This window comes from Mesorhizobium argentiipisi (SeqCode), assembly GCF_037179585.1.
Lineage (GTDB): Bacteria > Pseudomonadota > Alphaproteobacteria > Rhizobiales > Rhizobiaceae > Mesorhizobium > Mesorhizobium argentiipisi.
The window spans coordinates 77,233-99,260 of sequence record NZ_JAPYKO010000024.1 but is presented as its reverse complement, the minus strand read 5'-3'; the positions used below and the strand labels follow the sequence as shown (position 1 = coordinate 99,260).

The window sequence follows — 22,028 nt, the reverse complement described above, 5'->3', positions numbered from 1 at the left end:
TTGTGAATGTCCGTGGCCGCGATCGCAGCGTGGCCGAACGCTACCGCGATCTGGTTGATTTCGTTCACCACATCACCAGCGGCATAGAGACCGGGCACAACGGTTCGCTGATGCGCATCCACAATAATGTATCCGAGGTCGTCGCAAGTCGCCCCGAGGTCTATTCCAAACTTAGCCCCTGTCCTGCATCCCATCGCCGGATAGACCGCATCGAATGTGCAGGTCGCTCCGCCGGAGAGTAGGACAATGGCATGTTCACCGAGCGGGCGGAGCGAATTGGGAATGCAGGCCTCAACCCGGATTCCAGCTTCCCTCAGTGGGCCTGAGCATTCATCCATTCGACACGCCCCGTCGGTCGCAAGTACGGTAAGGTCGCGGGTGTAGGTTCGCATGAACGACGCCTTCTTCACCGCCTCTTTCAAAGGGCCCATTACTGCGACACGCTTATCGATGACCTCGTAGCCATCGCAGATCGGGCAAAGGCGCATTGTCCCCCCTCTAATCATGTCGGTAGCCAGTGGGATGTCAGGAAGCGTGTCGACCACACCCGTTGCCAGGAGCACCGCACGGGCTCGAACGGATGTTGGACCGGCAGCAATAAACTCGGCCCCGTCGCGCTTAATGTCGTGGACTGCTTCGTCCCTAAGCTCCGCGCCGCTCCGCAAGGCCTGTTGCCGCAAACGACTTAGCAGGTCAGGGCCGGATATACCGTCGGGAAAGCCGGGACAGTTGCGGGTAATCGGAATGAACTTCGCGCGGCTTTCACCGGCATCGAAAAGAACGACTCGACGACGGAAGCGGCCGAGATAAGTCGCGGCCGCGAGCCCAGCGGGGCCACCTCCAACTATCAAGCAGTCAATTTGCTCGGCGCGATGATGTCCCTGATCGGTCATGACTTAAATCCCAACGAGCTCACTGGAACCCCTGAGTGTGGATCGTGACAAGCTGCGGGCCTGCGGATTGAGGTGCCTAGGACTGCCTTGTTCTTCGCACCTTTCTATAAGTAAACGCATGCGAGGCGAGGGCGCTCTCCTCCTCAACTTGCCCTCACGGAATGGAAGTTTTGTCGTTAGTCTGAGCATAAACGACACAGTCCTGTGCATCCCCTTTCATTTCTTAAAGCGCGGGCCGCTGTTTGGTTCAGGAATTTCCGCGCTACGCGCCGCTGTTTGTCTGGATCGTGCGCGATTGGCGTCCTCGATACCGTCAATATCCAACGCATGCCTCAAATGGAGCGCTGCGCGCTGCTTCCTCGCGCTTGTCGTTGGCGCGCATGGGATTAAGGTACCTTTGAGGGCGAACAGGGGACAAGATTGTCTCGTCGATCGGCACGAGCCCATCTGCTTGGACTAATCGCGGCAGCCGTGTTGCCCGTCTGGCTTTTTGCTGCCTATCTGCTGGTGACGTACGCACTGCATGAAAGGTCACGGATCGAGCAGGAAGCTCTGTGGACCGCTCGACAGGTGTCGCTGGTGGTCGAAGGCGAACTCTCTAATCTCAAGACGGTTCTTGATGGCCTCTCCAGGTCCCCCGCTCTGGCCAATGGAGACTTGCTGGCCTTTGGCGCCGAGGCGCGCCGCCTTGTCCAAGGGACGGACGAGGTAATCACACTGCGGAATCTCGACGGTCGCCAGTTGGCAAGCACCGGACCTGAGCTCGCCTCCGATATGTCTTTAACAACCCCGCTCACAGTTGACGAACGCGAGCAACTGAAACTGGCTGGAATTCTCTTCGGCAACGTGTTCGCTGGGCACAGGGCTAACGAGTATCGCGTCGCCGTCACTGCGCAGGTGTCGGGCTTCAGCGGCGAACCGTTGTTCCTTTCGGAATCATTTCCTACCGAACGCATCCGCCTTGCCATGCTGCCAGCGGTTCCGGAGGGATGGACGGTCGGTGTCGGGGACCGCGAGGGAAAATATGTCGCCAGATCCAAAATGCATGATCAGGTCGCCGGCAGGCCCGGTTTGCCTGAATACGTGGCTAAGGTCGTGGGCCGCTCCGGAACCTTCCAGTCTCAGAATTTCGAAGGGAACAGATTGCTGGCTGGATATTACCGATCACCCTATTCTGGCTGGTTCTACACCGCCAACATTCCACTATCCCAGGTCCAGGCGCCGCTCTGGTGGTCGTTCGCGCAGATCGGAGGGATCGGTCTTTCGGCGCTGCTTTTCTCGCTTGCCCTGGCCTACTTCGTCGGCAGGAGGTTCACCAAGGCCACCGCAGAACTCGTCGGGCGAGCCGATGCGCTCGGCAGCGGCCGCGCTGTGGAGCCGATCCTTACCTCGGTCGCGGAATTCGACACGATTGGTCAGGCCATGATCACGGCAGAGCGTGCAATTGCGGAGCGCACGCGCGAGTTGGAAACGGTCTTGGAGACGGTTCCCGCTGCGGTCTGGTTTACCTATGACCCGCAGGCGCGCCAGGTTATCCGCAACCGGTTTGCGGCGGAACTTATGGGTCTGTCGCCCCAGCCTCACAGGCCATTTGGAAAACCGGATCTGGTGATCGATACTCTTGCCTACAAAAACGGCCAAACCATCAGCCGAGAGGACCGCCCGCTTAGCAGGGCAATGCGAGGCGAAGAGACCACCAACGAGGAATTTGCATACACTCTGCCATCAGGGGCGCAGCGATATTTGCTTTCCAGCGCGCGGCCCATTCGCAGCTCGGAAGGGTCGGTGGTGGGCGCAGTGCAGATCAGCCTGGACATATCTGACCGTAAACGGGGGGAGGAACAGCGCCAGTTGCTCGTCAATGAACTGAACCATAGGGTCAAGAACACCCTTGCTGTGGTTCAGGCCATAGCCGCCCAAACCATGCGCAACGCCAGCAGCCTGGCACAGGCGGGTCAAGTGCTTTCCAGCCGACTTGTGTCTCTGGCAAAGGCGCACGACATCTTGACCCGCGAGAACTGGAGCGGCGCCGATCTCAGCGCTCTGATTGCGGCCGCCGTTGAGCCGCATGCCTCTCTCGACCGTTTCGACCTCAGCGGCGAACAAGTCTGGCTTCCACCCAACATCGCGCTCTCTTTCGCCCTAGCGCTTCATGAACTGACGACAAACGCGATCAAATATGGATCGCTCTCCAACGCAACGGGATCTATCGCGATCGATTGGAAGCTGCAGGGGGCGGGAGGCGATCGGGTTCTCGAGCTCGATTGGCGTGAGAAGGGCGGTCCACCTGTCACCCCTGGGAAAAGTGGATTTGGTACGCAACTGCTCCAACGGGTATTCGAGGGAAAGAACGCTGGTGGGGTGAAGATCACCTACGGCCGAGCTGGTTTACATTGTGCGTTCCGCGTGAACTTGAGCGAGGAAAGATAACATCCCGCAACGCTCACGGAACATAAGTTCCGATCAGGCGTTGGGGTTCGCTCGGGGGGTACTCGCAGATATGGGCGATGGTGCGGTCCTAGTCGTTGAAGACGAGACAATGATTTTGCTCGACCTGGAGTCTGCGCTTGAAGAAGCCGGCTTCGAGGTCGTCGGGGCAAATAACGCGGCGAGCGCGGCGGCCACCTACGATGCCGACCCAGAAAAATTCAAAGCGCTGGTGACCGATATTCGGCTCGGCTCTGGCGAGACGGGGTGGGAGCTGGCGCGACGTTTTCGCCGCATCAATAATGTCTTGCCGGTCGTCTACATAAGCGGCGACGGTGCAGCGCATTGGGCTCACGAAGGTGTCCCGAACAGCATCATGATTGCCAAGCCGTTCTTCATGCCACAGATAGTTACGGCGGTATCCACGTTGCTCAACCACCTGTCGATCATCGACCCATCCTAACACGAGCGGTCGGAGCTAGACGCCTGATGCCCAAAGATGGATCGCCTGCAAGCAGCCGAGGACCAAACCGTGTCGCAACTGGGAACGTCTCCCAGGAGAACTTCAACCGCACGATGAAGAAGGTCATCAAGGATACGAAACCCACGGACAAGGCTCCGCCGCTGCCGAGCAAGAAAGTAGTGAAGCCGCCGCCGGCGAGCCGGGACACCGAGCGTTCCTGATTTCGAACAGATTGGACCGCAATTGGACCGGCGCCGAGGCCGGTCGGCTGCCTGCAAGGCGGAATCAAGGACCCCAGCAACTTACGATTAACTCAGGCACCTCCACGCTCGAGAAAGGCAGACCGCGAGGACGTCCCGATCACCTATCTGCCTTAGCTGCCCGTAAACGCCGACCGCTCGGGGCAGGAACAAAGCTTGCTCGCTCTGTGTTCGGAGAGGGAATGAACGCAGCAGAGATCGCACATGAAGGCTTATCGGGTGGAAGAGATGGACCGGGACAGAGTTGTGGCTGAACATACCATTGACGCCGATACGCCATGGGTGGCAGCTGAAACGGCAACGGGCAGTGAGGTCGTGAACACACGTGGCGACGAACAGCGCTGGATTCGAGTTACGGATGAGGCAGACAAGGTTGTGTACCGGTTTGCCTTCAAGGGCTGTGGGCAGTAACGCCTGTCCTCCCATTCACGCATCGCAATTTAACGCGCAATCAAAGCGCCTAGCCTAGTCGGGCGTCAATTGTGACGCGCTCAGCCCAATTCTGGCAGCTGACGCTCTCAGGTACCTGACCTCTAGGTCCCGTATGCGTCGGCCGTTGAATTAGCCGACTGGATGCTGGATTAAAACAGCGTAGGCGAGCCCGGCGAGCAAGATGACCACCAACCCTGCGATCAGGATACTGAAGGCGATCCACAGGCGCCTTGATTTGCGGCTGCTGCTCATTGTGCCGTGCTGCCAGCTCGGTGTTGGATCGCTTCGAAGATCAGTTCGAACACGCTGTTGGCTTCTTCATTAATTTGTCGGGCCGACGGGCTCTCGGGTTCTGCTGCCTTCATCATCTCGCTGCCAGGTCGCTCACCGCGCAGGGTCGTCGCTGAGGACGTTCGGCAGGTGCTCTGGTACCTATCCATCGGGGGTTTAGTCCGCGTGCGCTCATCCTTCGATAAGCGGGAGGCGTATAGTAGGTTCCGCTGAATAGTAAGAGCCCGTCAACTCCGCAGTGAGAACGGGCTACCGGTCGCCCGGGCTGCCCCGACCCGAGCGTCATCTCTTGCGGGAGATTGGCCAACCAGAAACGGCTCCATGGGCCGCCCAGGGCAAAGCTTAGCGCAGGCGCCGGGCAAGGCCGGATCGCGCGGAACAAGGTGCGCGATATCCGCGTCAACATCGAATTCGACATCGACGCGGGACGGACCAGGATCTACGCCTTGCCGGGCTGGCTGAGCGAACACCTTGTCGGCCGAATCCGGGGAGCTTGAGGATGGGGACTGTGCACCTCGATCATCTTGCCGGCAGGCAAGACTTTGCCGCTTTCAGAGCAAAGCCCCAGGGCAAATGACGAGTTGCTAAAAAGCTGCTCGTACAGGGGAACATTGCCGCAGGCGGGAAGTTCGGAGTGCATCGAGGAGGCTGCACCATGAACAGTGTCATCTATCTCATTGGTCTGATCGTCGTCGTGCTGGCAGTGCTTTCCTTCCTCGGCTTTCACTAGGAGGCACCATGCAGCGCGAGAATGATCGGGGCCCCGAGTCCGCGGACTTTGCCAAAGCCAAGGACGAAGTTTCCGACCGAATCCGGCAAGAAACGCAAAGCGCCGGCGAAGCTCTCCACGATGCCCGCGACGAGGTCGCCCGCAGGGCTGGAGCGTATGCCGCCGAAGCCCAGCAGGCCGTCTCCGAAAAGGCCGAGCAGACGCAGCGCGATATCGGATCGAGCCTGGCCGCTTTCGGCGGCGCCCTGCGTGCCGCGAGCGATCACCTGGCCAACAGCGACCAGAGTGCGGCCTCCAAATTCATGCAGGAGGCCGCAAGCGGGCTGGAACGGCTGTCCTCCTCGTTAAAGGAGAAGCCGTTCGGACAAGTGCTCGAAGACGTTCAGTCTTTTGGCCGCCAGAATCCTGGAGCGCTTCTTGCCGGTTCGGTTCTGGCGGGATTGGCACTTGGCCGCTTCATAAAGGCTTCGCCGCCCGGCACGCGCCATCCGACGCAGGATGCCACCACGCCCGAATACCCCGGACAAACCGGCCCGGGAACGAGCGCGCGCCGGGATAGCGTTCCAGCAAATTGGGGTTCCGACGGCGGCATACCCGGCAAGGCAGCGGAGCTGAAGAAATGAGCACTCAGGACAATCCAAGTCTCGGCACGTTGGTCGCCGATCTGGCGCAACAGGTGAGCACGCTCGTGCAAACGGAGGCGAGGCTCCTAAGAGCAGAGATATCGGAGAACGCGACCAAGGCTGGCGCAGGCGCTGTCGAGGTGCTGGGCGGCGCGATATGTTTGCTGGCAGCGCTGCTGATTTTGTTGCAGGCGCTTGTGATCGCCCTGGCCCGCCTTGGTCTGGGCGCCGGGTGGTCCGCTCTGCTCGTCGGCGTGGTCGTTGCCGTGCTGGGAGTGATCCTGTTGCGGACCGGCATGGCGAGCATGGCGCCTTCCGCGCTCGCGCCGGACCGCACACAGGAACAGCTCAAGCGTGACGTGAACGTGATCAAGGAACAAGCGAGATGACCGAGAGATCCGCAGCCGAGCTCGAACGCGAGGCGGAGGCCACGCGCGCAAGGGTGGTAGCGACCGCCGACTCAATTCGCGACAAAATGACCCCCGGGCAGCTCTTCGATGAGTTCACTGGGCTTTTCAAAGGCGGCGCAGGCTCCGACATGCTTCACAATCTGAAACTCCAGGTGCGCGACAATCCGTTGCCGCTGACGGTGATCGGTGCGGGCCTGGCTTGGTTGATGTTGGGCAGCGGCGCCTCCGGTGCCTCGGCTGGCAGCGATGGTGTGACGCGGCGAGGTCCTGGCCTCGATCGTGGAGCGTTCGGCGCCGGAATGGGTTCGACCGCTTCGGATGCGGCAGGCTCTGTCGCCGAAGCGGTCCGCGGGGCTGCCGGAACTGTCTCGGGAATGGCAAGCGAAGCGGCCGGCACAGTGCCGAACATGGCAAACAGCGCAGCCGACACACTGGCGAGCTCGGCGGCAGCTGCGGCCGATATGGCGACGAGCGCCAGCCGATCGGCGCATAGTTTGCTCCAAGACCAGCCTCTCGCCGCGGCCGCCATCGGCCTCGCCATCGGAGCTGCGATCGGCGCCATGCTGCCCCACACTGAGGTCGAGGACGAGCGGTTGGGGGCCTATCGCGAGAGGCTTGGGGAGACTGCCCAAGACACTTTGAAAGAAGGCCTCGACGCTGCAAAGCAAGTCGCGGCCGAAGCCTACCAGACGGCGAGCGACGAAGCCGGACGGCAGGCGTCGAGCGAGGGCACGCTGGCCGACAAGGTCGGCGGGGTCGTCAAAGCCGCGGCCGACAAGGCCGACGAATCGGTGCGCGAGAAACTTTCCGATTCCGACGCGTCCTCGTCCCGGAAATCGTAGCTGCTTTTTCAACACCTCAAGGAACAATGTGCGCCTCCCTCGGTTCGAGCGGCGCCAGATAGATGGAGACACCGCAATGGCTGAATCGCGCGAATGGCTTGTCCAATGGTTGAGGGACGCTCACGCCATGGAGGAACAGGCAGAGACGATGCTGTCGGGGCAATTGAGCCGGATTGAGAGCTACCCTGAACTCAGCGAGCGAATTCGCACTCATCTGGAAGAAACGAAAGAGCAGGCCAGGCGGCTGAAGACCTGTCTGGATGGCATGGACGAAGGATCGTCCATGCTGAAGGACGCGGGCGGCAAGCTGACCGCCACGGCGCAGTCGATCAGCGGCGTGTTCGCCGGCGACGAGGTCATGAAAGGCTCGCTTGCGAGCTACACGTTCGAACACATGGAAATCGCGTCCTACACGATCCTCATCGCCGCGGCCAATGCCGCGGGCGAGGCAGAGATTGCTCGCGTGTGCGAACAGAACCTGCGTGAGGAGGAAGCCATGGCCGAGTGGCTGAAGAGCAACCTGCCGCAGGTCACGGAACAGTTCTTGACGCGGGCAGACGCAGACAGCGACAGCGCGAAACGCTGACTTGGGATAGGAACAATGAGTCAGGGCCGTCGGGGCTCCCCCACCGGTCGAAGGCTTACCGCCCGCCGCGCTGTGCGACTGGGGCGGGCTCAGCTCGCTTGAATCCAGGAACATTCCTTACTGCAAAGCATTAGGGTCGCTGCCGTCCTGGAGTGCCCGTGCCGATTTCGAACATTCAGCTTCGCTTGCGCAACCCGAGCCGGATAAGGCAGGCGCTGGCATTGGTCATGCTTCTCGCCGCACCCGTCCCCGGGCTTGCCGAGCCGCATACTATGGTGATCGGCTATCTTGGCCAACAGCGGACTCCGCCTTTGCCGCTGGGACCTCTCGATCAGACGGTCACCGACGATGGCCTGCAAGGCGCCCGGCTGGGCATTGGCGAGGACATGGGCACTGGCCGCTTTCTCGGCCAGCAATTCCGGTTACAGCAAGCCATCCTCAAGGTCGGCGAGACGCCAGCCGAAGCGATCAAGGAATTCGCCGCCGCCGGCATCAGCTTTGTGGTTGCCGATCTGGATGCGCCCCAATTGCTGCAGGCGAGCGCAGCACCCGGCGCCGAGCGGATGACGCTGTTCAACAGCCGCGCACCCGATGATCGCCTGCGTCAGGAGGATTGCCGCAGGAACGTGCTGCACACAATTCCGAGCCACGCCATGCTCGCCGACGCCCTGGCGCAATATCTGGTCTGGAAACGCTGGCAGCACTGGTTCCTGCTGGTCGGGCCGCATCCGCAAGATCAGGCGATGGCGGCTGCCTTCCGGCGCGCCGCGACGCGCTTCGGAGCGGAAATCACGGTCGACCAGCCCTGGACGTTCCGGCCCGCCAACGGCCGCGCGGACACCGGGCACGTCACGCTGCAGACCGAGATCCCCGCCGCCACGCAAGTCAGCGACTATGATGTTCTGGTCGCAGCCGACGAAGCCGATGAATTCGGCGCCTATCTCGAGGGGCGCACCGCTCTTCCGAGACCGGTGGCCGGGACGCAAGGGCTGGTCGCAACCGGCTGGAGTGCGGTCAACGAGGAGTGGGGTGCCACGCAGCTCCAGGATCGCTTCCACAAGCTGGCCGGGCGCTGGATGCTGCCCAGCGACTACGCCGCCTGGCTTGCCGTCAGAAGCGTTGGCGAGGCGGCAACGCGGCTGCACAGTCTCGATCCGACCGCGATCAGAAACTATCTGCGCAGCGACGATTTCCTTCTCGCCGGCTTCAAGGGACAGGGGCTGAGTTTCCGTCCGTGGGACGGGCAGATGCGCCAGCCCATCCTGATCGCTGGTCCTCGCCTGCTCGTCTCGAGCTCGCCACAGCCGGGCTTCTTGCACCAGCGTACGGCGCTCGACACTCTGGGCATCGATCTGGAGGAGAGCACGTGCAAGTTCTGATCGCGCTCGTCCTTTCGATGTTGATCCTCGCTCGTTCCGCCTCGGCAGAGACGATTTACGTCTCCAACGAACAGGACAACACCGTCGCGGTCGTCGACGGGGCGACCATGACCCTTCAGGACACGATCGAAGTCGGCCGGCGTCCGCGCGGAATGGCGCTTTCGATCGACAAGAAGACGCTGTTCGTTGCCGAAGGCGACGACAACCGCATCGACATGATCGATCTCGCCAGGCGGCAAGTGGTCGGTCGATTGCCTTCGGGCGCCGATCCGGAATTCTTCGTCGTCCACCCGGATGGCAAACGGCTCTTTGTGGCCAATGAGAATGACAATCTGGTTTCGGTCGTGGATATCGCGGCGGCCAAGGTTATCGGCACCGTCGATGTCGGGGTGGAGCCGGAAGGCATGGCGGTTAGTGCGGACGGACGCACGGTCGCCTGTACCTCCGAGACCACGAGCATGGTCCATCTTATCGACGCCGCCACGCTCGAGCTCATCGACAATCTGCTCATCGACACGCGGCCGCGCGCGGCGGCGTTCTCGCCGGACGGCAAGCAATTGTGGGTGTCGTCCGAAATCCGCGGCACCGCCACGGTGTTCGACGCCGCGACGCGCGCTCAAACGGGTAAGATCGAGTTCGAGGTGCCGGGTATTCGGCGCGAGGGCGTGCAGGCGGTCGGTATCGTGATGTCGCGCGACGGCGCGAACGCCTATGTAGCGCTCGGTCCGGCCAATAGGATTGCCGAGGTCGATACCAAGACCCTTGAGGTCCGGCGCCTCTACCTCGTCGGCCAGCGGCCCTGGCATGTCGCGCTCTCGGACGACCAGAAGCGCCTGATCAGCGCCAACGGCAACTCGGGCGACATCTCCTTCATTGACCTGGAGAATCAGGAGGTGGTGAAATCGCTGCCGGTGGGGCGCGGCCCATGGAGCGTCGTGATCGGCCCATGAACGCGCTGTCGGTCGAGGAGCTGGGCCACAGTTTCGGAAACCGGCGGGTTCTCCAGGGGGTCTCGTTCGTTGTGGCTGAAGGGAGGATGTGCATCCTGCTTGGACGCAACGGGGCCGGCAAGACGACTTTGTTCTCGCTGATCACTGGTCTCTATCACGCGCGGGCAGGATCTGTGCATGTCTTTGGCCAGGCGATGGAGGCGAACCCATCCGCCGCGCTCGCGCAAATGGGCATCGTTTTCCAACTGCCGACGCTCGATCTCGACCTGACGGCGGGGGAGAACCTGCGCTACCACGCGGCCCTGCACGGGATTCCCGCAGACTTGAGCAAGCAGCGCTCCAGGGAGGAACTCAGCCGCCTGGGAGTGCTGGACAGGATCGATCATCCCACCCGCGCGCTGTCCGGCGGTCAGCGCCGACGCGTGGAGATCGCAAGGGCGCTGATGCATGGTCCGCGCCTGCTGCTGCTCGACGAGCCGACCGCCGGGCTCGACGTGCCGGGACGGCGCGCGCTCGAGCGGCATGTGAGAGAGCTTTGCCGCGAGCGCGGCATCGCCGTTCTGTGGGCGACGCATTTCCTTGAAGAAGTGGGAGCCGATGACGACATCGTCGTGCTGGATCAGGGCAGGGTGCGCTGGGCCGGTCGCGCTGATCGCATCTCCACCGAGCTTGGGGTCGAAAGCATCGCGGAGGCATTCGCCTCGCTGACGGGGTCGCCATGAAGACGCATCACGCATTGCGGGCGCTCCACGGCATCTTGCAGCGGGAAATGCTGCGCACGCTGCGGCAGCGCGCGCGCCTGTTCTCCGCGATGGTCCGTCCGCTTGTCTGGCTGGCGATCTTCGCCGCCGGCTTTCGCTCGGTACTCGGCCTGTCGATCACGCCGCCTTACCAGACTTATGTCCTCTACGAGGTTTATGTTGTGCCCGGGCTGGTGGCCATGATGCTGCTGTTTCATGCCATGGCAAGCTCGCTGGCCATGGTCTACGACCGCGAGCTGGGCAGCATGCGCCTGCTGCTGACGGCACCTCTGCCGCGCTGGTACCTGCTTGCCGCGCGCCTGCTGGCCAGCGTGATCGTCGGCCTGCCGCTGGTCTACCTGTTCCTTTTCGTGGCGCGCTTCTGGGACGTGCGGCCGCCGATCCTGGGCTATGTCGCCGTGTTTCCGGCGCTCGTGCTGTCGGGTCTGATGCTCGGTGCGTTCGGCCTATTGGTGTCCTCGATCTCGACGCAGATGGAGAACTTCGCCGGCGTGATGAACTTCGTCATTTTCCCGATGTTCTTTGCCTCGACGGCGCTCTATCCGATCTGGCGGCTCGCCGAAGCCGGTCCGGTGCTGGCGACGATCGCCGCCTGGAACCCATTCAGCTCGGCGGTCGAGCTGATCCGCTTCGCGCTCTACCTGCGGTTCGATGTGGTTTCCATGCTCGTCGTTGTCGCCTGCCTTGGGGCATTCTTCCTGGCGGCGGTGGTCGGCTACGATCCAGGCCGCGGCCTGTGGTCCCGGCGCGGCGGCGAAGGCTGATTATCTGAGGGCATAGAGATAGGCCGCGATATCGCGCGCCTGCTGCTCGGTGATCCTTGTCGACGGCATGGCGGTATGCGGGTTGATTTCCCTTGCCGACCGGATCCAGCGGATCAGGTTCTCCGGATTGTTTGCCAGAACGCCGCCGATATAGACACGGCCGGCTAGGCTGCCGTCGAGGCGCGGCCCGACCTGGCCTTGCGCTCCCGGCACGCCGGGAATCGTATGGCAGCCGGAACAGCCATTCGCGGTCATGATCGGAATGGCGCGTGCGCCCACGCCGCCGGTCGCCACATCCGACTCGTGCCGGACGCGCTCGCGCCGGTCGGTCCATAAGGCCGCCGCGCCGACTGCCGCGGCCAGCAGGAGGATCGCGGCAAGGGCGCCGCCGATCAGCCTAGCCAGGTCGGAGCGCATGCGTTGCCTCCCTGGTTCCACTGTTGCTTATCCAAAGGCCGGCGAGCAGCAAGGCCGCTCCGCCATAGATCAAACCGGCCGGAACCCACATTACTAGCCCGGCGAGCTGCTGGTCCTCGATCGGGCTCAGGCCCCAGAGCGCCGCGCCGGAGGCATTCGCCGGATACCAGAGTTTTGGCGATAGCAGCAGCAGGACGCCGAGCAGGCCGGTATGCAGCGAGGTGAAGAAAAGATGCATGACGGAGCTGCCATAGGTTTGCCGTCGGCCAGAGCGTGGCAGAAGCGCCCACCAGAACAGCAAGGCAGTGCCGAGGAAACTCGCATGCTGCGCGTAGTGCAACACCCCCTGCTGCAGCGCTGCCTCGAACAGCGCCGGAACGTGCCAGGTCCAGATTGCTATCCCATGAAGGACCGTCGCGCTGAGCGGGCGCGCGGCGAGGGCCCAGAGCGCCTGCAGCACCTTGCCATGGGTGAGCTTTCCCGTCCCTCGGCGAAGTGTGGCCGGCAACGCCCACATCAAGGCCGCGCCGGGGCAGGCGGCGACAAGAAGCGGCGCCGCTACGGCCATCAGCAACTCGTGCTCGATCATATGGGCTGAGAACACCCGCTCGCCGAGCGCATGGATCGGGCTGACCAGCGCTCCCGTCAAAACGCCCCAGCCGGCGGCGAACAAGAGAGCTTGCCGTAGCCGCTCGGGTCGGCCTTGGCCGCTGCGGCGCCATAGCCGGCTTGCGCCGATCCCATAGATGAGCGCGATTGCAGCCAAGGGAAGCGTGATGGGAAACGCCACCGTCCATCCGGCCTCGGGCGCGCCGGCGCCATAGCAGATCGAGGTCGAAAAGAAGGCCTCGAGACTCATCGCAGGCACTCGTCGAGAATAAGCGCCGCGCTGCCCTGCATGATGATGACGAGGGCAAACAGCAGTGCCGCGAGCATGCCGAGATCGGCGACGAAACGCTCGGTACTGCGCGTGCGCTCCGGCTTGAAGGCGGCGCCGCCTTGCCGCTTCGCCCGCCAAGATAACGCGCCGCCCAGCAGAGAAAATACGGCGAGCAACAGCGCCACCGGGAGCACGACCTGCACCTGGCGATTGCACTGCCAGTGCACAAGCGAATAGTTCAGCTGCGTCGAGATTGCCCAGGCCAAAGGCCCCGACAACAAACCACCCCAGGACGTGCCCAGTCGCAGCGCGCGCATTTCAGCCCAGCCTCGGTACCCAGTAAATGAGCAGGTAGATCGGGATCCAGGTGAGGACCACGAAATCCCAGTAGAAGACATTGTCGCCGACGTCGCCGAAGCGCCGGCCGCTGTAGCCATGGTGCGTGAACATCAGCACCGTCAGAACGATTGTGTCGCCGACATCGGTGATCAGATGCGTCGTGTGAAGACCGAGCAGCACCCACAGCATCGAGCCGTAGGCGTTCGTGTCCCAGTAGATGTTCAGCGCGGGAAATTCGAACCAGCGCACGACGAGCGGCGCGATGCCGAGCAGCGACATCACCACCATCCCGATCCGCACCGGTCCTATAGCGCATTGCTTGGCGTAGCCGTTCAGTATGTGGTTGGGAACCAGGCTGGCGATGAGAAGCAGCGTTACGATCGTTCCGGGCCAATGGTTGGGCTGCGGTGCGCTTAGCCGCCAGTTGGGCCACAAGGTCGCGAGATAGAGATAGGCGCCGGCGGCCAGCGCAAAGCCCGTGCCCTCCAACGCCATGAAGCCAAGCGTACCCCACCAGGTCGGGCTGCGCGGGCCATGTCCAAAGGTCGGGAGGCCGGAAAGGTCCATGGCGGGGCGCTGGTTCATTCCTCGTCCTCCGGATCGCCCTTGGGCCAGAACCATCCGATCAAGGTGATGGCGATCGGCGCGGCGCCCCAGACGATCGCCCAGGGCGTGAAGATCGAGTAGAGGAAGGTGGCGCCGACGGCGATCGCCGCCAGCAGCGGCCAGATCGACGGCGTCGCCGATTTCTCGCGGATGTCGGGATGGGCTTCCGCCACCGTCGAGACGACCAACTCGCGCACGTCGACGCGAAGCCCGGTCGCGACGGGGAGCGCCTCGCGTTCGGCCCAGAGCGGCTCGACATTCGTCACGATCGGAATGCGCGCGAAATTATAGCTGGGCGGCGGCGAGGACGTCGCCCATTCAAGCGTGCCGGCGTCCCAGGGATTGTCGCCGGCAGGCGCACCCCTCAATGCGCTGTGGACGAGGTTGAAGGCAAACAGCACGAAGCTCAGGAAGAAGAGCACCGCGCCGGTACTGATGAAGAGGTTGATGTTCCCCCAGCCGAGCTCGGCCGGATAGGTGTAGACCCTGCGCGGCATGCCCCACAGGCCGACGATGTGCATGGGGAAGAAAGCCGCGTTGAAGCCGACCATCGCCAGCCAAAAGTGCCAACGCCCGAGGCGCTCGCTCATCATGCGGCCGGTGATTTTGGGAAACCAAAAATAGGCAGCTCCGAGCAGCGGAAAGACCGAGCCGCCGATCAGCACGTAATGGAAGTGAGCGACGACGAAATAGGTGTCGTGCACCTGCAGGTCGAGCGGCACGGAGGCAAGCATGACGCCAGTCAGGCCGCCGATGACGAAGGTGAAGAAGAAGCCGAAGACGAACAGCAGGGGCGTACGGATCACCGGTCTGCTGTCCCAGAGAGTCGCCAGCCAGCAGAAGATCTGAACGCCGTTCGGGATTGCGATCATCATGCTCGAGGCGGTGAAGAAGCTGGCCCCCAGTTTCGGCAGCCCGGTCGCGAACATGTGGTGGACCCAGAGGCCGAACGATAGGAAACCGACGGCGATCAACGATAGGACCAAGCCGAGATGGCCGAACATCGGCCGCCGGGCGAAGGCCGGGATGATGGCGGAGACCATGCCGGTCGCCGGCAGGAAGATGATGTAGACTTCGGGATGGCCGAAGAACCAGAAGAGATGCTGGAACAGCAGCGCGTCACCGCCTTCGGCCGGATTGAAGATATGCGTGCCGACGAGCCGGTCGAGGATCAGGAAGGTCGAAGTGATCATCACCGCCGGCATGGCGAAGACGACGACGAAGGACGTGACCAGTAATGCCCAGACGTAGAGCGGGATCTTGTCGAGCGCCATGCCGGGCGCGCGCTGCTTGAATACGGTGACGATGGTCGCGACGGCGACCGCCAGGGATGAGACCTCGGTATAGGTGATCATCTGCGCCCAGACGTCTGCGCGCTTGCCTGGAGCGTATTCCGGCCCGGACAGCGGCACATAGGCGAACCAGCCCACATCCGGCGCCATCGAGAGGGCGAAGGACACCCAGGCGAAGAGGCCTCCTGAGACATAGACCCAATAGCTGAAGGCATTGAGGCGTGGGAAGGCGATGTTGCGGGTGCCGACCATTAACGGCACCAGATAGATGCCTGTCGCCTGGACGATGGGCACGGCGAACAGGAACATCATGGTGACGCCATGCATCGTAAACAGCTGGTTGTAGAGATCCGGTCCGATCAGGCCGCGCTGCGGGCCCGAGAGCTGAATACGCATGACAACGGCGTTGAGGCCGCCCAAACACAGAAACAGGAAGGCGGTGATCAGGTATCGGCGGGCGATGACCTTATGGTCGACGCTCGACAGCGCGCCGATGATACCGGGAGGCGTGCGCCACGTCCGCGCCAGCCACCGATGCAGGCTGGCATCGTCCAAGCCGGTGTCGCGCGGTCCGTCACGTTCGGGGGCGATATCGCCTTTGGCGGACGCTTCACTTTCGGGAGGCAGATCGCGTTCGCTGGTGATATCGGCGCTGCTCATTTCAGCCCCTCGAGATAGGCAACGATGGCGTTGAGTTCGTCGCCGCTGAGATCGACCACCGGCATGTGGGATCCAGGCTTCACGCCCTGAGGGTCGGCTATCCAGGCGGCGAGATTGCCGCGGCTCATCGTCAATGTTCCGGCCGCGAGCGTCTGCCGGCTGGCAACATGGGTGAGATCGGGCGCGACCGTTCCGCCCGCGGGGGTGCCGCCGATCTTGTGACACATAACGCAGGGGCGTCTTAGGAAGAGGTTCTCGCCGGTCTTGGCCTCGTCGCTCATTGGCGCGGCGGCCGGCTGCAACTGGTCGTTCCGCCAGGCGTCGAACTTTTCGCGCGGTTCGGCAATGATGAAGGTCCCCATATTGGCGTGCTGTGCGCCGCAGAACTCGGCGCATTGGCCCCGATAGACGCCGGGCTTGTCCGCCTTGATATCGAGCACATTCATGCGGCCGGGAATGAGGTCGAGCTTGCCGGAAAGGCTCGGGATCCAGAAGGAATGGATAACGTCGGTCGAAGTGAGAAGAAGCCGCACCGGTTCGCCGGCGGGAATATGGATCTCGTTCGCCGTGGTCAGGATGCGGCTCGGTGTGGCATCCTCGTAGCGGACCTCCCACCACCATTGATGACCTGTGACGCGAATGGTCAGCGCGGCGTCGGAACCGATCGCGGCAAGCGTCCTGTTGGCAATGAAGCTGAGCAAGGTGAGCCCGACCAGGATCACCGCGGTCAGCGCTACGGCGGTCAACACCACGCGCAGCTTGCGGTTGTCGGCATCGGCGTCGATTACAAGCGGCTCGGCGCGCTCTCGTGGCCGCATCATCAATGGCAAGGCAAGGGCGATCATCACCAGCACCCAAACCGCCGCGCAGAGGCCGGTGAAGAACCAGATCAGCCATGCGAGCTCGCTTGCCGCGGGACCTTTCGGGTCGAGCGCCGATTGCCAGCCGGCGCATCCCTGAAGAAACAGGGCGATTGCCGTGGCGAACGCAATCGAGGCGAAGCGCTTCACGGCGACTTCCCCAGCGTGGCGGCATTCGGCATACGATTTTCCGACGGGTGCGCCATCATGTCGTCATTGCGGGAAGGCGCGGCGGAGGAGGGCGCGTTGCCGCTCAACGAGCGAACGAAGGCCGCAAGCTCCCAGATCTGGTCGTCCGGGATCTTGTCGCGGAAGGTGGGCATGCCGTTCGGACGGCCGTCGCGGATCGTGGCATGGATGCTTTCCATCGAGCTGCCATAGATCCACTTTTCGTCCATCAGCGCCGGGCCCATGCCGCCGCCGCCATTGGCATGGCATCCTGAACAGTTGAACCAGCCGAACAGGCGCTTGCCTTCGCTCAGATGAAAGGCATTGGCCTCGAAGCTCGCCGCTTTGTTATCTGTGGGGGAAGGCCGCTGCCCGCCGGGTTCCAGAGTTGTCACCGGCGTCGGCTGCTCGCCCGAGCCAAGGGCTGATTGCGGGCGTGTGTCCCGCTCCTCGCGCTGGCAGGCGACGAGCATCAGCACCACAGGAAAGAGCACAGCGACAGCGCACCTCATCGCACCGTGCTCCCCGAGGCATCGAGGCGCGGCACGCCATACTGCGCCAGCAATGCGTCGATCTCCGCCTTGTGCTTGGCCAAGGCATTGTTCACGTCGCCGCGCAACGCGTCGTCCTCGCGCCGAACGCCCATCGAAATATCGTAGATCATGGGTAATTGCGGTCCGTCGATGCCAGGCGCAACCGGCGTGATGCGCAGCGGGACGTTCTGCTTCTGGGCAAAATAGCCGGCAAGCGGGCCCCACACCACCGCGAGGTCGACCTCGCCGCTCGCCACCGCCTCGACGATGCGGGCCGGGGGATTGGGAGCGGAGTAATCGCCATAGACCGGATAGCCAACGAGGTGACCGACGATGCCGCGGCGGCCGAGCGCCTGGACCGGAGGCGAGTTGGCGCCGTCGTCGCCGATGAGTTGAACGCCGATGCGCATGTCGCGCAGCCGCGGGTCGTTAAAGGACGTTACGTCCGGACCGGCTTTCCGGGTCACGAAGACATAAGACGACCGGTAGTAGGGGGTCGTGGTGCGCAGCATTTCGAAATTGGCCGGCGTGCCGGGCACGAGATCGCAGAGACCCGCCTTCAGCGTGTTGCGCACGAAGCCGCGGCGCTGCGCCCACCAGGTGTAGGTCAGCTTCGCGCCGAGATCGGCGGCGATGATTTCGGCGATCCTGTTCTCGAACCCCTGTCCGGCCACATTGGAAAAGGGCAGGTTGTTCGGGTCGGCGCAGACCCTGAGTTCACGAGCGCCGGCCGTCGCCGGCAAGAGCAGCAAGGCGAGCGCGGTGATGCCGAGCGCTACCGGCGGGAAAACCTTTCGTGCCACGCTGTGGATCACGCTGAACACATCAGGGCAGCCGGAATACATAGAGTGTGCCTCCCGCCGTGGTCGCGTTCTTCAGGTCCTTCATCGCGTTGACGAAACCGAGCGCGGCGGTGGCATCACGCGGGTCGAGGTCGCCCGACACGATGGCGCCAGCCCAGCCGCCGACGCCGGACAAGATAGCGACATATTGGTGGCCGTCCGGGCCGCGATAGGTAATAGGTTGGCCGATGATGCCGGACGAGGTCTTGAACTGCCAGAGCAGGTCGCCAGTCTTGGCGCTCACCGCCTTGAACCAGCCTTCCATCGTTCCATAAAAGACCACATCGCCGGCGGTGACGACCGCGCCGCTCCACACCGGGAAATTCTCCTTGAGGCTCCAGGCGGGTTTTTCGGCCGCGATATCCCACGCCGTGAAGGCGCCCCGGTTGCCGCCCGGCCCCGGGATCATGCGGACGTTCATTCCGACATAGGGCGTGCCGGCGATGTAGTTCACCTCGACGCCTTCTTCGTCCATGCACAGATTGTTGTGCGGGATGTAGAGTAGGCCAGTCTTCGGCGAGAAGGCGGAAGGCTGCCAGTCCTTGAGGCCCGACGCGGTCGGGCAGATGTCGCGGACGACCTTGCCGGTGCCCGTCAGCTTGTCTGGGTTTTCGATCAGGCGGCCGGTCTTGAGATCCACGCCCTTGCTGGAGTTGACGGGTCCATAAGGCTTTGCAGACAGGACCTCACCGGTGGCCCGATCAAGGACGTAGAGATAGCCGTTGCGTTCCGGCCGGATTAGCACCTTGCGCGGCTTGCCCTGCCAGTTCATGTCGAGCAGGATCTGCTCGTTGATGCCGTCATAGTCGTGCAGGTCGTGCGGGGTCCACTGGTAGAACCATTTCGCCGCCCCGGTATCGAGGTCGCGGGCGAAAATTCCCGATGTCCACTTGTTGTCGCCGGGCCGCAGATCCGGATTCCAGGGGCCAGGATTGCCGGTGCCGTGGAAGATCAGGTTGAGATCCGGATCGTAGGAAATCCATCCCCACATGTTGCCGCCGCCGATCTTCCAGGCTTCGGGCGGCCATGTCGTGACGCCGAGATCCTTGCCCTTGTCCATGTCGTAATGCGGCTTGAACTCCGGGCCGATCAGCACGTCCTTGTCGGGGCCAGTGTTGTAAGCCGTCCAGACCACATGACCGTCGCCGGCGTCGAGCGCCTTGACCCAGCCGCGCACGCCCATCTCGCCGCCGGAATTGCCGACCAGCACTTTGCCTTTCACGACAAGCGGCGCCATGGTGATGGTTTCGCCGATATTGATGTTGCCGACATGGGCGTTCCAGACCGGCTGGCCGGTGTTCGCGTCGAGCGCGATGGTGTGGCCGTCGAGCGTGTTGAAGAATATGCGTCCATTCGCGAAGGCAGCACCGCGGTTGACGACATCGCAGCAGGCAACCCCTTGCGCGGCAGGCTCAGGATTGGGTTCGTATTTCCACTTGATCGGCGCGCCAGACTTGGAAAGGTCGAGCGCGTAGACGATGTTGGGAAACGGGCTCACGATGTACATCGTGCTGCCGACCACCAGCGGCGCCGCTTCCTGCCCCTTGTTCACCCCGGTGGAAAAGGTGAAGGCGACCTGCAGATTCTTGACGTTGCGTTCATTGATCTCGGCGAGCTCGCTATAGCGGGTCGAGGCGTAGTTCTTGGCGGGCATCGTCCATTGCCCGTCATCGCGCGGTGCTGCCGCGGCAGGCGGTGAGATCGCGCGTGCTGGCGGCGATTCCGAAGCGGCTGTCAGCAAGGGGGCGCAGACCAACAGCATCGCTGCAAGGGCGCCCGGTGAATGTTTTCGGGGCGCCGACGGGCGCTTGGTCATCGGGGCGTCCCCGCAGGATCGTGCCGGTTGCGCTGCTTTCTTCATTTCGGCGTCGAACCTCCGACGCCGGAACCGATTTCCGCCGCTATATCGGCCTCGTGCCCGGCACAAAGCGGGTGGCCCCAGCCCGAGGCGCTTTTCCCGCCGGAATCGAGATCGTAGATGATGGCATCCTTGCGATTGGGGTTGACGCCCGCGGGAACCTTGTCGAGGCCAAGGGCTGCACGAACGCGCCAGGCGACATTGTGGTCGGCGCAGGAGGAATCGCCGCTGACGCCGAGACCACCGACAATTGCCTTGCCGTCGTACAGGGCCAAGCCTCCGCCGAACACGACGACGCCTCCGATCGGCTTGCCGATCAGCGGATCGCTGGCGCCGCCGAAAGCATTGGCGTCGCCGGCATAGGCTGCTGCCTGATTGACGGGATTGGTGGCGTGCAGACCGAACAGCGGCCCGCCCGGCTGCACCCCCGCATAGAGGTTGGCTGTTGATAGCGCCATGTTTGGCAGGCTGAGCCCGTTGGCCGTGTTGGCCTTCTCGGCCGCTATCAGTCGGCTGCCCGGCCACTGCGCATCGGCCGTGGGTCCACTGAAGGCAATGGCGCAGACGGTGCCGTCGCGGGCAACTATTGCCGCCCATTCATTGGTCTCGAAGCCGCCATTCGCTGGGCCGCCGCTCGCCTTCACGTTGGCCTTCAAGGCCGAAAGCAGCTTGTCGTGATCGGCCGGGCAGGGCGCTTGCGCGTGAGCGGCGTTTTGCTGCATCGAGCCAAACGCCAAGACCAGAAGGCCCAAAGCTAGCAACGAAAACCGACGATGAGCCATGATCCGGAACATTTGTTGAATGTTACCGAACTGACAACCGCCTGCTTTGTTCCTCCTTCATGAAGAGGTTTGTAGCCGACCAAGTCCGCTGGCCTGGAAGGACGCCGGGGCAGCGGAACCAGTTTGGATCACTGGCCGCACCAAATGCGTCGGCGACAGGTCGGATCATGGCGTTGGCAAGCTCGGCTGTTTTGCGGCTGCGGCAGGCTTGCAAAGCTATCTCGACCTATCTGAGAGGCGATTTCCACGAACCGCTCGCCCCCCCCGATCGGGATGAAGAGCGGCTACATTTCGCTGTTGCCGACTATCCCAGCCCCACCATCACTACGATTGGTGACCGGAACACGAGCCGGTATTTGCAATTGGAGGACAGGTTTGCCCGAGCTGCCCTGGCCGAAAAACACGATACCGGCGGCCCGGAATGCCTGGCGCACGGCAAGCAGCTTTTCTGGCGAGGGGAGACGGCCACCACGCTCAAATTCGCGAATATCGGCCTCACTCAAATCGCACTTGGCCCCGAGGTTGACCCGAGACCAGTTCAACAGGGCCCGAGCCGCCGTCACCTGCTCTGGCGTTAGAGGAGACACCAAACATCTCCACTGCTTTTGATCCTGCCACGAATTGGAAACTCAAGAACATGTTCCATTGCTGGCAAAAATCGGGAACGTCATATTGCGCTCGGACCGTTGCCCCCTTGGAACAACGATGTTGGCGCATCGTTTGGTGGCAATGGAACAGCTTCGCTCAGATTTCGCGGCAATAGCGCAGCCCGGCTATTGGATCGCCCTCGGACTTCTCGTCATCCCTTATGGAGTGGGTGTCTTTTTCCTTGTTAGGATTTGCCACTGTATGTAATTGCGTGTGCGGTCCAGGGACGCATTGGTAGCTTTAATGGCTAAATCGCCCTTCAAAAGGTAGGGCCGAGCGATACGGAGCCATCCGCGAGAGCTTCTGATCTTTAGCTCCACCGATCCGTTCGA

General features: G+C 62.7%; 24 protein-coding genes. 12 read left to right on the top strand and 12 right to left on the bottom strand.

The annotated features are described in order from the left end of the window. The coding region (locus O7A05_RS26430) for an NAD(P)/FAD-dependent oxidoreductase (protein ID WP_337095907.1) at window positions 1–893 on the bottom strand (893 nt) is incomplete at its 3' end. A gap of 471 nt (window positions 894–1,364) precedes the next feature. Here O7A05_RS26430 and O7A05_RS26425 point away from each other — a divergent pair. The 3 genes from O7A05_RS26425 (at window position 1,365) to O7A05_RS26415 (ending at window position 4,454) form a co-directional block, all read left to right on the top strand. After that, a complete protein-coding gene (locus O7A05_RS26425) occupies window positions 1,365–3,323 on the top strand; it encodes a sensor histidine kinase (protein WP_337095904.1) in 1,959 nt (652 codons plus the stop codon). Between the two features lie 70 nt (window positions 3,324–3,393). Next, window positions 3,394–3,783: a response regulator gene (locus tag O7A05_RS26420; protein WP_337095903.1), complete on the top strand. Its 390-nt coding sequence runs from the start codon at window positions 3,394–3,396 to the stop codon at window positions 3,781–3,783. 464 nt (window positions 3,784–4,247) lie between these two features. Further along, on the top strand, window positions 4,248–4,454 hold the full coding sequence (locus tag O7A05_RS26415) for a hypothetical protein (protein ID WP_337095902.1): 207 nt from the start codon (window positions 4,248–4,250) through the stop codon (window positions 4,452–4,454). A gap of 751 nt (window positions 4,455–5,205) precedes the next feature. On the opposite strand, the gene O7A05_RS26410 is transcribed toward O7A05_RS26415, so the two are convergent. Next, the gene (locus O7A05_RS26410) at window positions 5,206–5,493 is read right to left on the bottom strand and encodes a hypothetical protein (RefSeq protein WP_337095901.1); all 288 of its coding nucleotides are present in this window, start codon (window positions 5,491–5,493) and stop codon (window positions 5,206–5,208) included. A gap of 11 nt (window positions 5,494–5,504) precedes the next feature. Between O7A05_RS26410 and O7A05_RS26405 the strand changes: the two genes are divergently transcribed. From O7A05_RS26405 to O7A05_RS26370, 8 genes are all read left to right on the top strand, one after another. After that, window positions 5,505–6,119: a hypothetical protein gene (locus O7A05_RS26405; RefSeq protein WP_337095900.1), complete on the top strand. Its 615-nt coding sequence runs from the start codon at window positions 5,505–5,507 to the stop codon at window positions 6,117–6,119. Next, window positions 6,116–6,508 (top strand): phage holin family protein, encoded by a 393-nt coding sequence (locus tag O7A05_RS26400; protein WP_337095899.1) that lies wholly within the window; start codon window positions 6,116–6,118, stop codon window positions 6,506–6,508. The genes O7A05_RS26405 and O7A05_RS26400 overlap by 4 nt, the downstream gene beginning before the upstream one ends. Next, on the top strand, window positions 6,505–7,371 hold the full coding sequence (locus tag O7A05_RS26395; protein WP_337095898.1) for a hypothetical protein: 867 nt from the start codon (window positions 6,505–6,507) through the stop codon (window positions 7,369–7,371). Before O7A05_RS26400 ends, O7A05_RS26395 begins: the two co-directional genes overlap by 4 nt. 76 nt (window positions 7,372–7,447) lie before the next feature. Then, a complete protein-coding gene (locus O7A05_RS26390; protein WP_224582752.1) occupies window positions 7,448–7,957 on the top strand; it encodes a ferritin-like domain-containing protein in 510 nt (169 codons plus the stop codon). A 158-nt stretch (window positions 7,958–8,115) separates the two neighbouring features. Beyond that, entirely contained in the window at window positions 8,116–9,336 is a 1,221-nt protein-coding gene (locus O7A05_RS26385) for an ABC transporter substrate-binding protein (RefSeq protein ID WP_337095897.1), read from the top strand. Beyond that, the gene (locus O7A05_RS26380) at window positions 9,324–10,286 is read left to right on the top strand and encodes a PQQ-dependent catabolism-associated beta-propeller protein (protein WP_337095895.1); all 963 of its coding nucleotides are present in this window, start codon (window positions 9,324–9,326) and stop codon (window positions 10,284–10,286) included. Before O7A05_RS26385 ends, O7A05_RS26380 begins: the two co-directional genes overlap by 13 nt. Next, complete coding sequence (locus O7A05_RS26375; protein ID WP_337095894.1) at window positions 10,283–11,008, top strand: ABC transporter ATP-binding protein; 726 nt, start codon at window positions 10,283–10,285, stop codon at window positions 11,006–11,008. Before O7A05_RS26380 ends, O7A05_RS26375 begins: the two co-directional genes overlap by 4 nt. Continuing rightward, a complete protein-coding gene (locus tag O7A05_RS26370) occupies window positions 11,005–11,811 on the top strand; it encodes an ABC transporter permease (RefSeq protein ID WP_337095892.1) in 807 nt (268 codons plus the stop codon). The genes O7A05_RS26375 and O7A05_RS26370 overlap by 4 nt, the downstream gene beginning before the upstream one ends. On the opposite strand, the gene O7A05_RS26365 is transcribed toward O7A05_RS26370, so the two are convergent. From O7A05_RS26365 to O7A05_RS26320, 10 genes are read right to left on the bottom strand one after another with little or no spacing between them, the layout of a single operon-like run. Beyond that, a complete protein-coding gene (locus tag O7A05_RS26365; RefSeq protein ID WP_224510172.1) occupies window positions 11,812–12,228 on the bottom strand; it encodes a c-type cytochrome in 417 nt (138 codons plus the stop codon). It abuts the gene before it with no gap. Next, complete coding sequence (locus tag O7A05_RS26360) at window positions 12,209–13,087, bottom strand: cytochrome c oxidase assembly protein (RefSeq protein WP_337095890.1); 879 nt, start codon at window positions 13,085–13,087, stop codon at window positions 12,209–12,211. The genes O7A05_RS26365 and O7A05_RS26360 overlap by 20 nt, the downstream gene beginning before the upstream one ends. Beyond that, the gene (locus O7A05_RS26355; protein WP_337095887.1) at window positions 13,084–13,425 is read right to left on the bottom strand and encodes a hypothetical protein; all 342 of its coding nucleotides are present in this window, start codon (window positions 13,423–13,425) and stop codon (window positions 13,084–13,086) included. The genes O7A05_RS26360 and O7A05_RS26355 overlap by 4 nt, the downstream gene beginning before the upstream one ends. A 1-nt stretch (window position 13,426) precedes the next feature. After that, on the bottom strand, window positions 13,427–14,032 hold the full coding sequence (locus O7A05_RS26350) for a cytochrome c oxidase subunit 3 (protein ID WP_224543023.1): 606 nt from the start codon (window positions 14,030–14,032) through the stop codon (window positions 13,427–13,429). Next, window positions 14,029–16,005, bottom strand: a complete 1,977-nt coding sequence (ctaD, locus tag O7A05_RS26345) for a cytochrome c oxidase subunit I (protein ID WP_337095884.1) — start codon at window positions 16,003–16,005, stop codon at window positions 14,029–14,031. The genes O7A05_RS26350 and ctaD overlap by 4 nt, the downstream gene beginning before the upstream one ends. Beyond that, complete coding sequence (coxB, locus tag O7A05_RS26340; protein WP_337095883.1) at window positions 16,002–17,015, bottom strand: cytochrome c oxidase subunit II; 1,014 nt, start codon at window positions 17,013–17,015, stop codon at window positions 16,002–16,004. Before coxB ends, ctaD begins: the two co-directional genes overlap by 4 nt. After that, window positions 17,012–17,545, bottom strand: a complete 534-nt coding sequence (locus O7A05_RS26335; RefSeq protein ID WP_337095882.1) for a c-type cytochrome — start codon at window positions 17,543–17,545, stop codon at window positions 17,012–17,014. The genes coxB and O7A05_RS26335 overlap by 4 nt, the downstream gene beginning before the upstream one ends. Then, window positions 17,542–18,411: a substrate-binding domain-containing protein gene (locus O7A05_RS26330; protein ID WP_415927058.1), complete on the bottom strand. Its 870-nt coding sequence runs from the start codon at window positions 18,409–18,411 to the stop codon at window positions 17,542–17,544. The genes O7A05_RS26335 and O7A05_RS26330 overlap by 4 nt, the downstream gene beginning before the upstream one ends. Continuing rightward, window positions 18,392–20,269, bottom strand: coding sequence for a methanol/ethanol family PQQ-dependent dehydrogenase (locus tag O7A05_RS26325; protein WP_415927057.1), 1,878 nt, complete (start codon window positions 20,267–20,269; stop codon window positions 18,392–18,394). The genes O7A05_RS26330 and O7A05_RS26325 overlap by 20 nt, the downstream gene beginning before the upstream one ends. Further along, a complete protein-coding gene (locus O7A05_RS26320; protein WP_337095879.1) occupies window positions 20,266–20,988 on the bottom strand; it encodes a heme-binding protein in 723 nt (240 codons plus the stop codon). Before O7A05_RS26320 ends, O7A05_RS26325 begins: the two co-directional genes overlap by 4 nt. Before the next feature lie 227 nt (window positions 20,989–21,215). On the opposite strand from O7A05_RS26320, the gene O7A05_RS26315 reads away from it, so the two are divergent. Then, complete coding sequence (locus O7A05_RS26315) at window positions 21,216–21,626, top strand: hypothetical protein (RefSeq protein ID WP_337095878.1); 411 nt, start codon at window positions 21,216–21,218, stop codon at window positions 21,624–21,626. The last annotated feature ends 402 nt before the right edge of the window (window positions 21,627–22,028 follow it).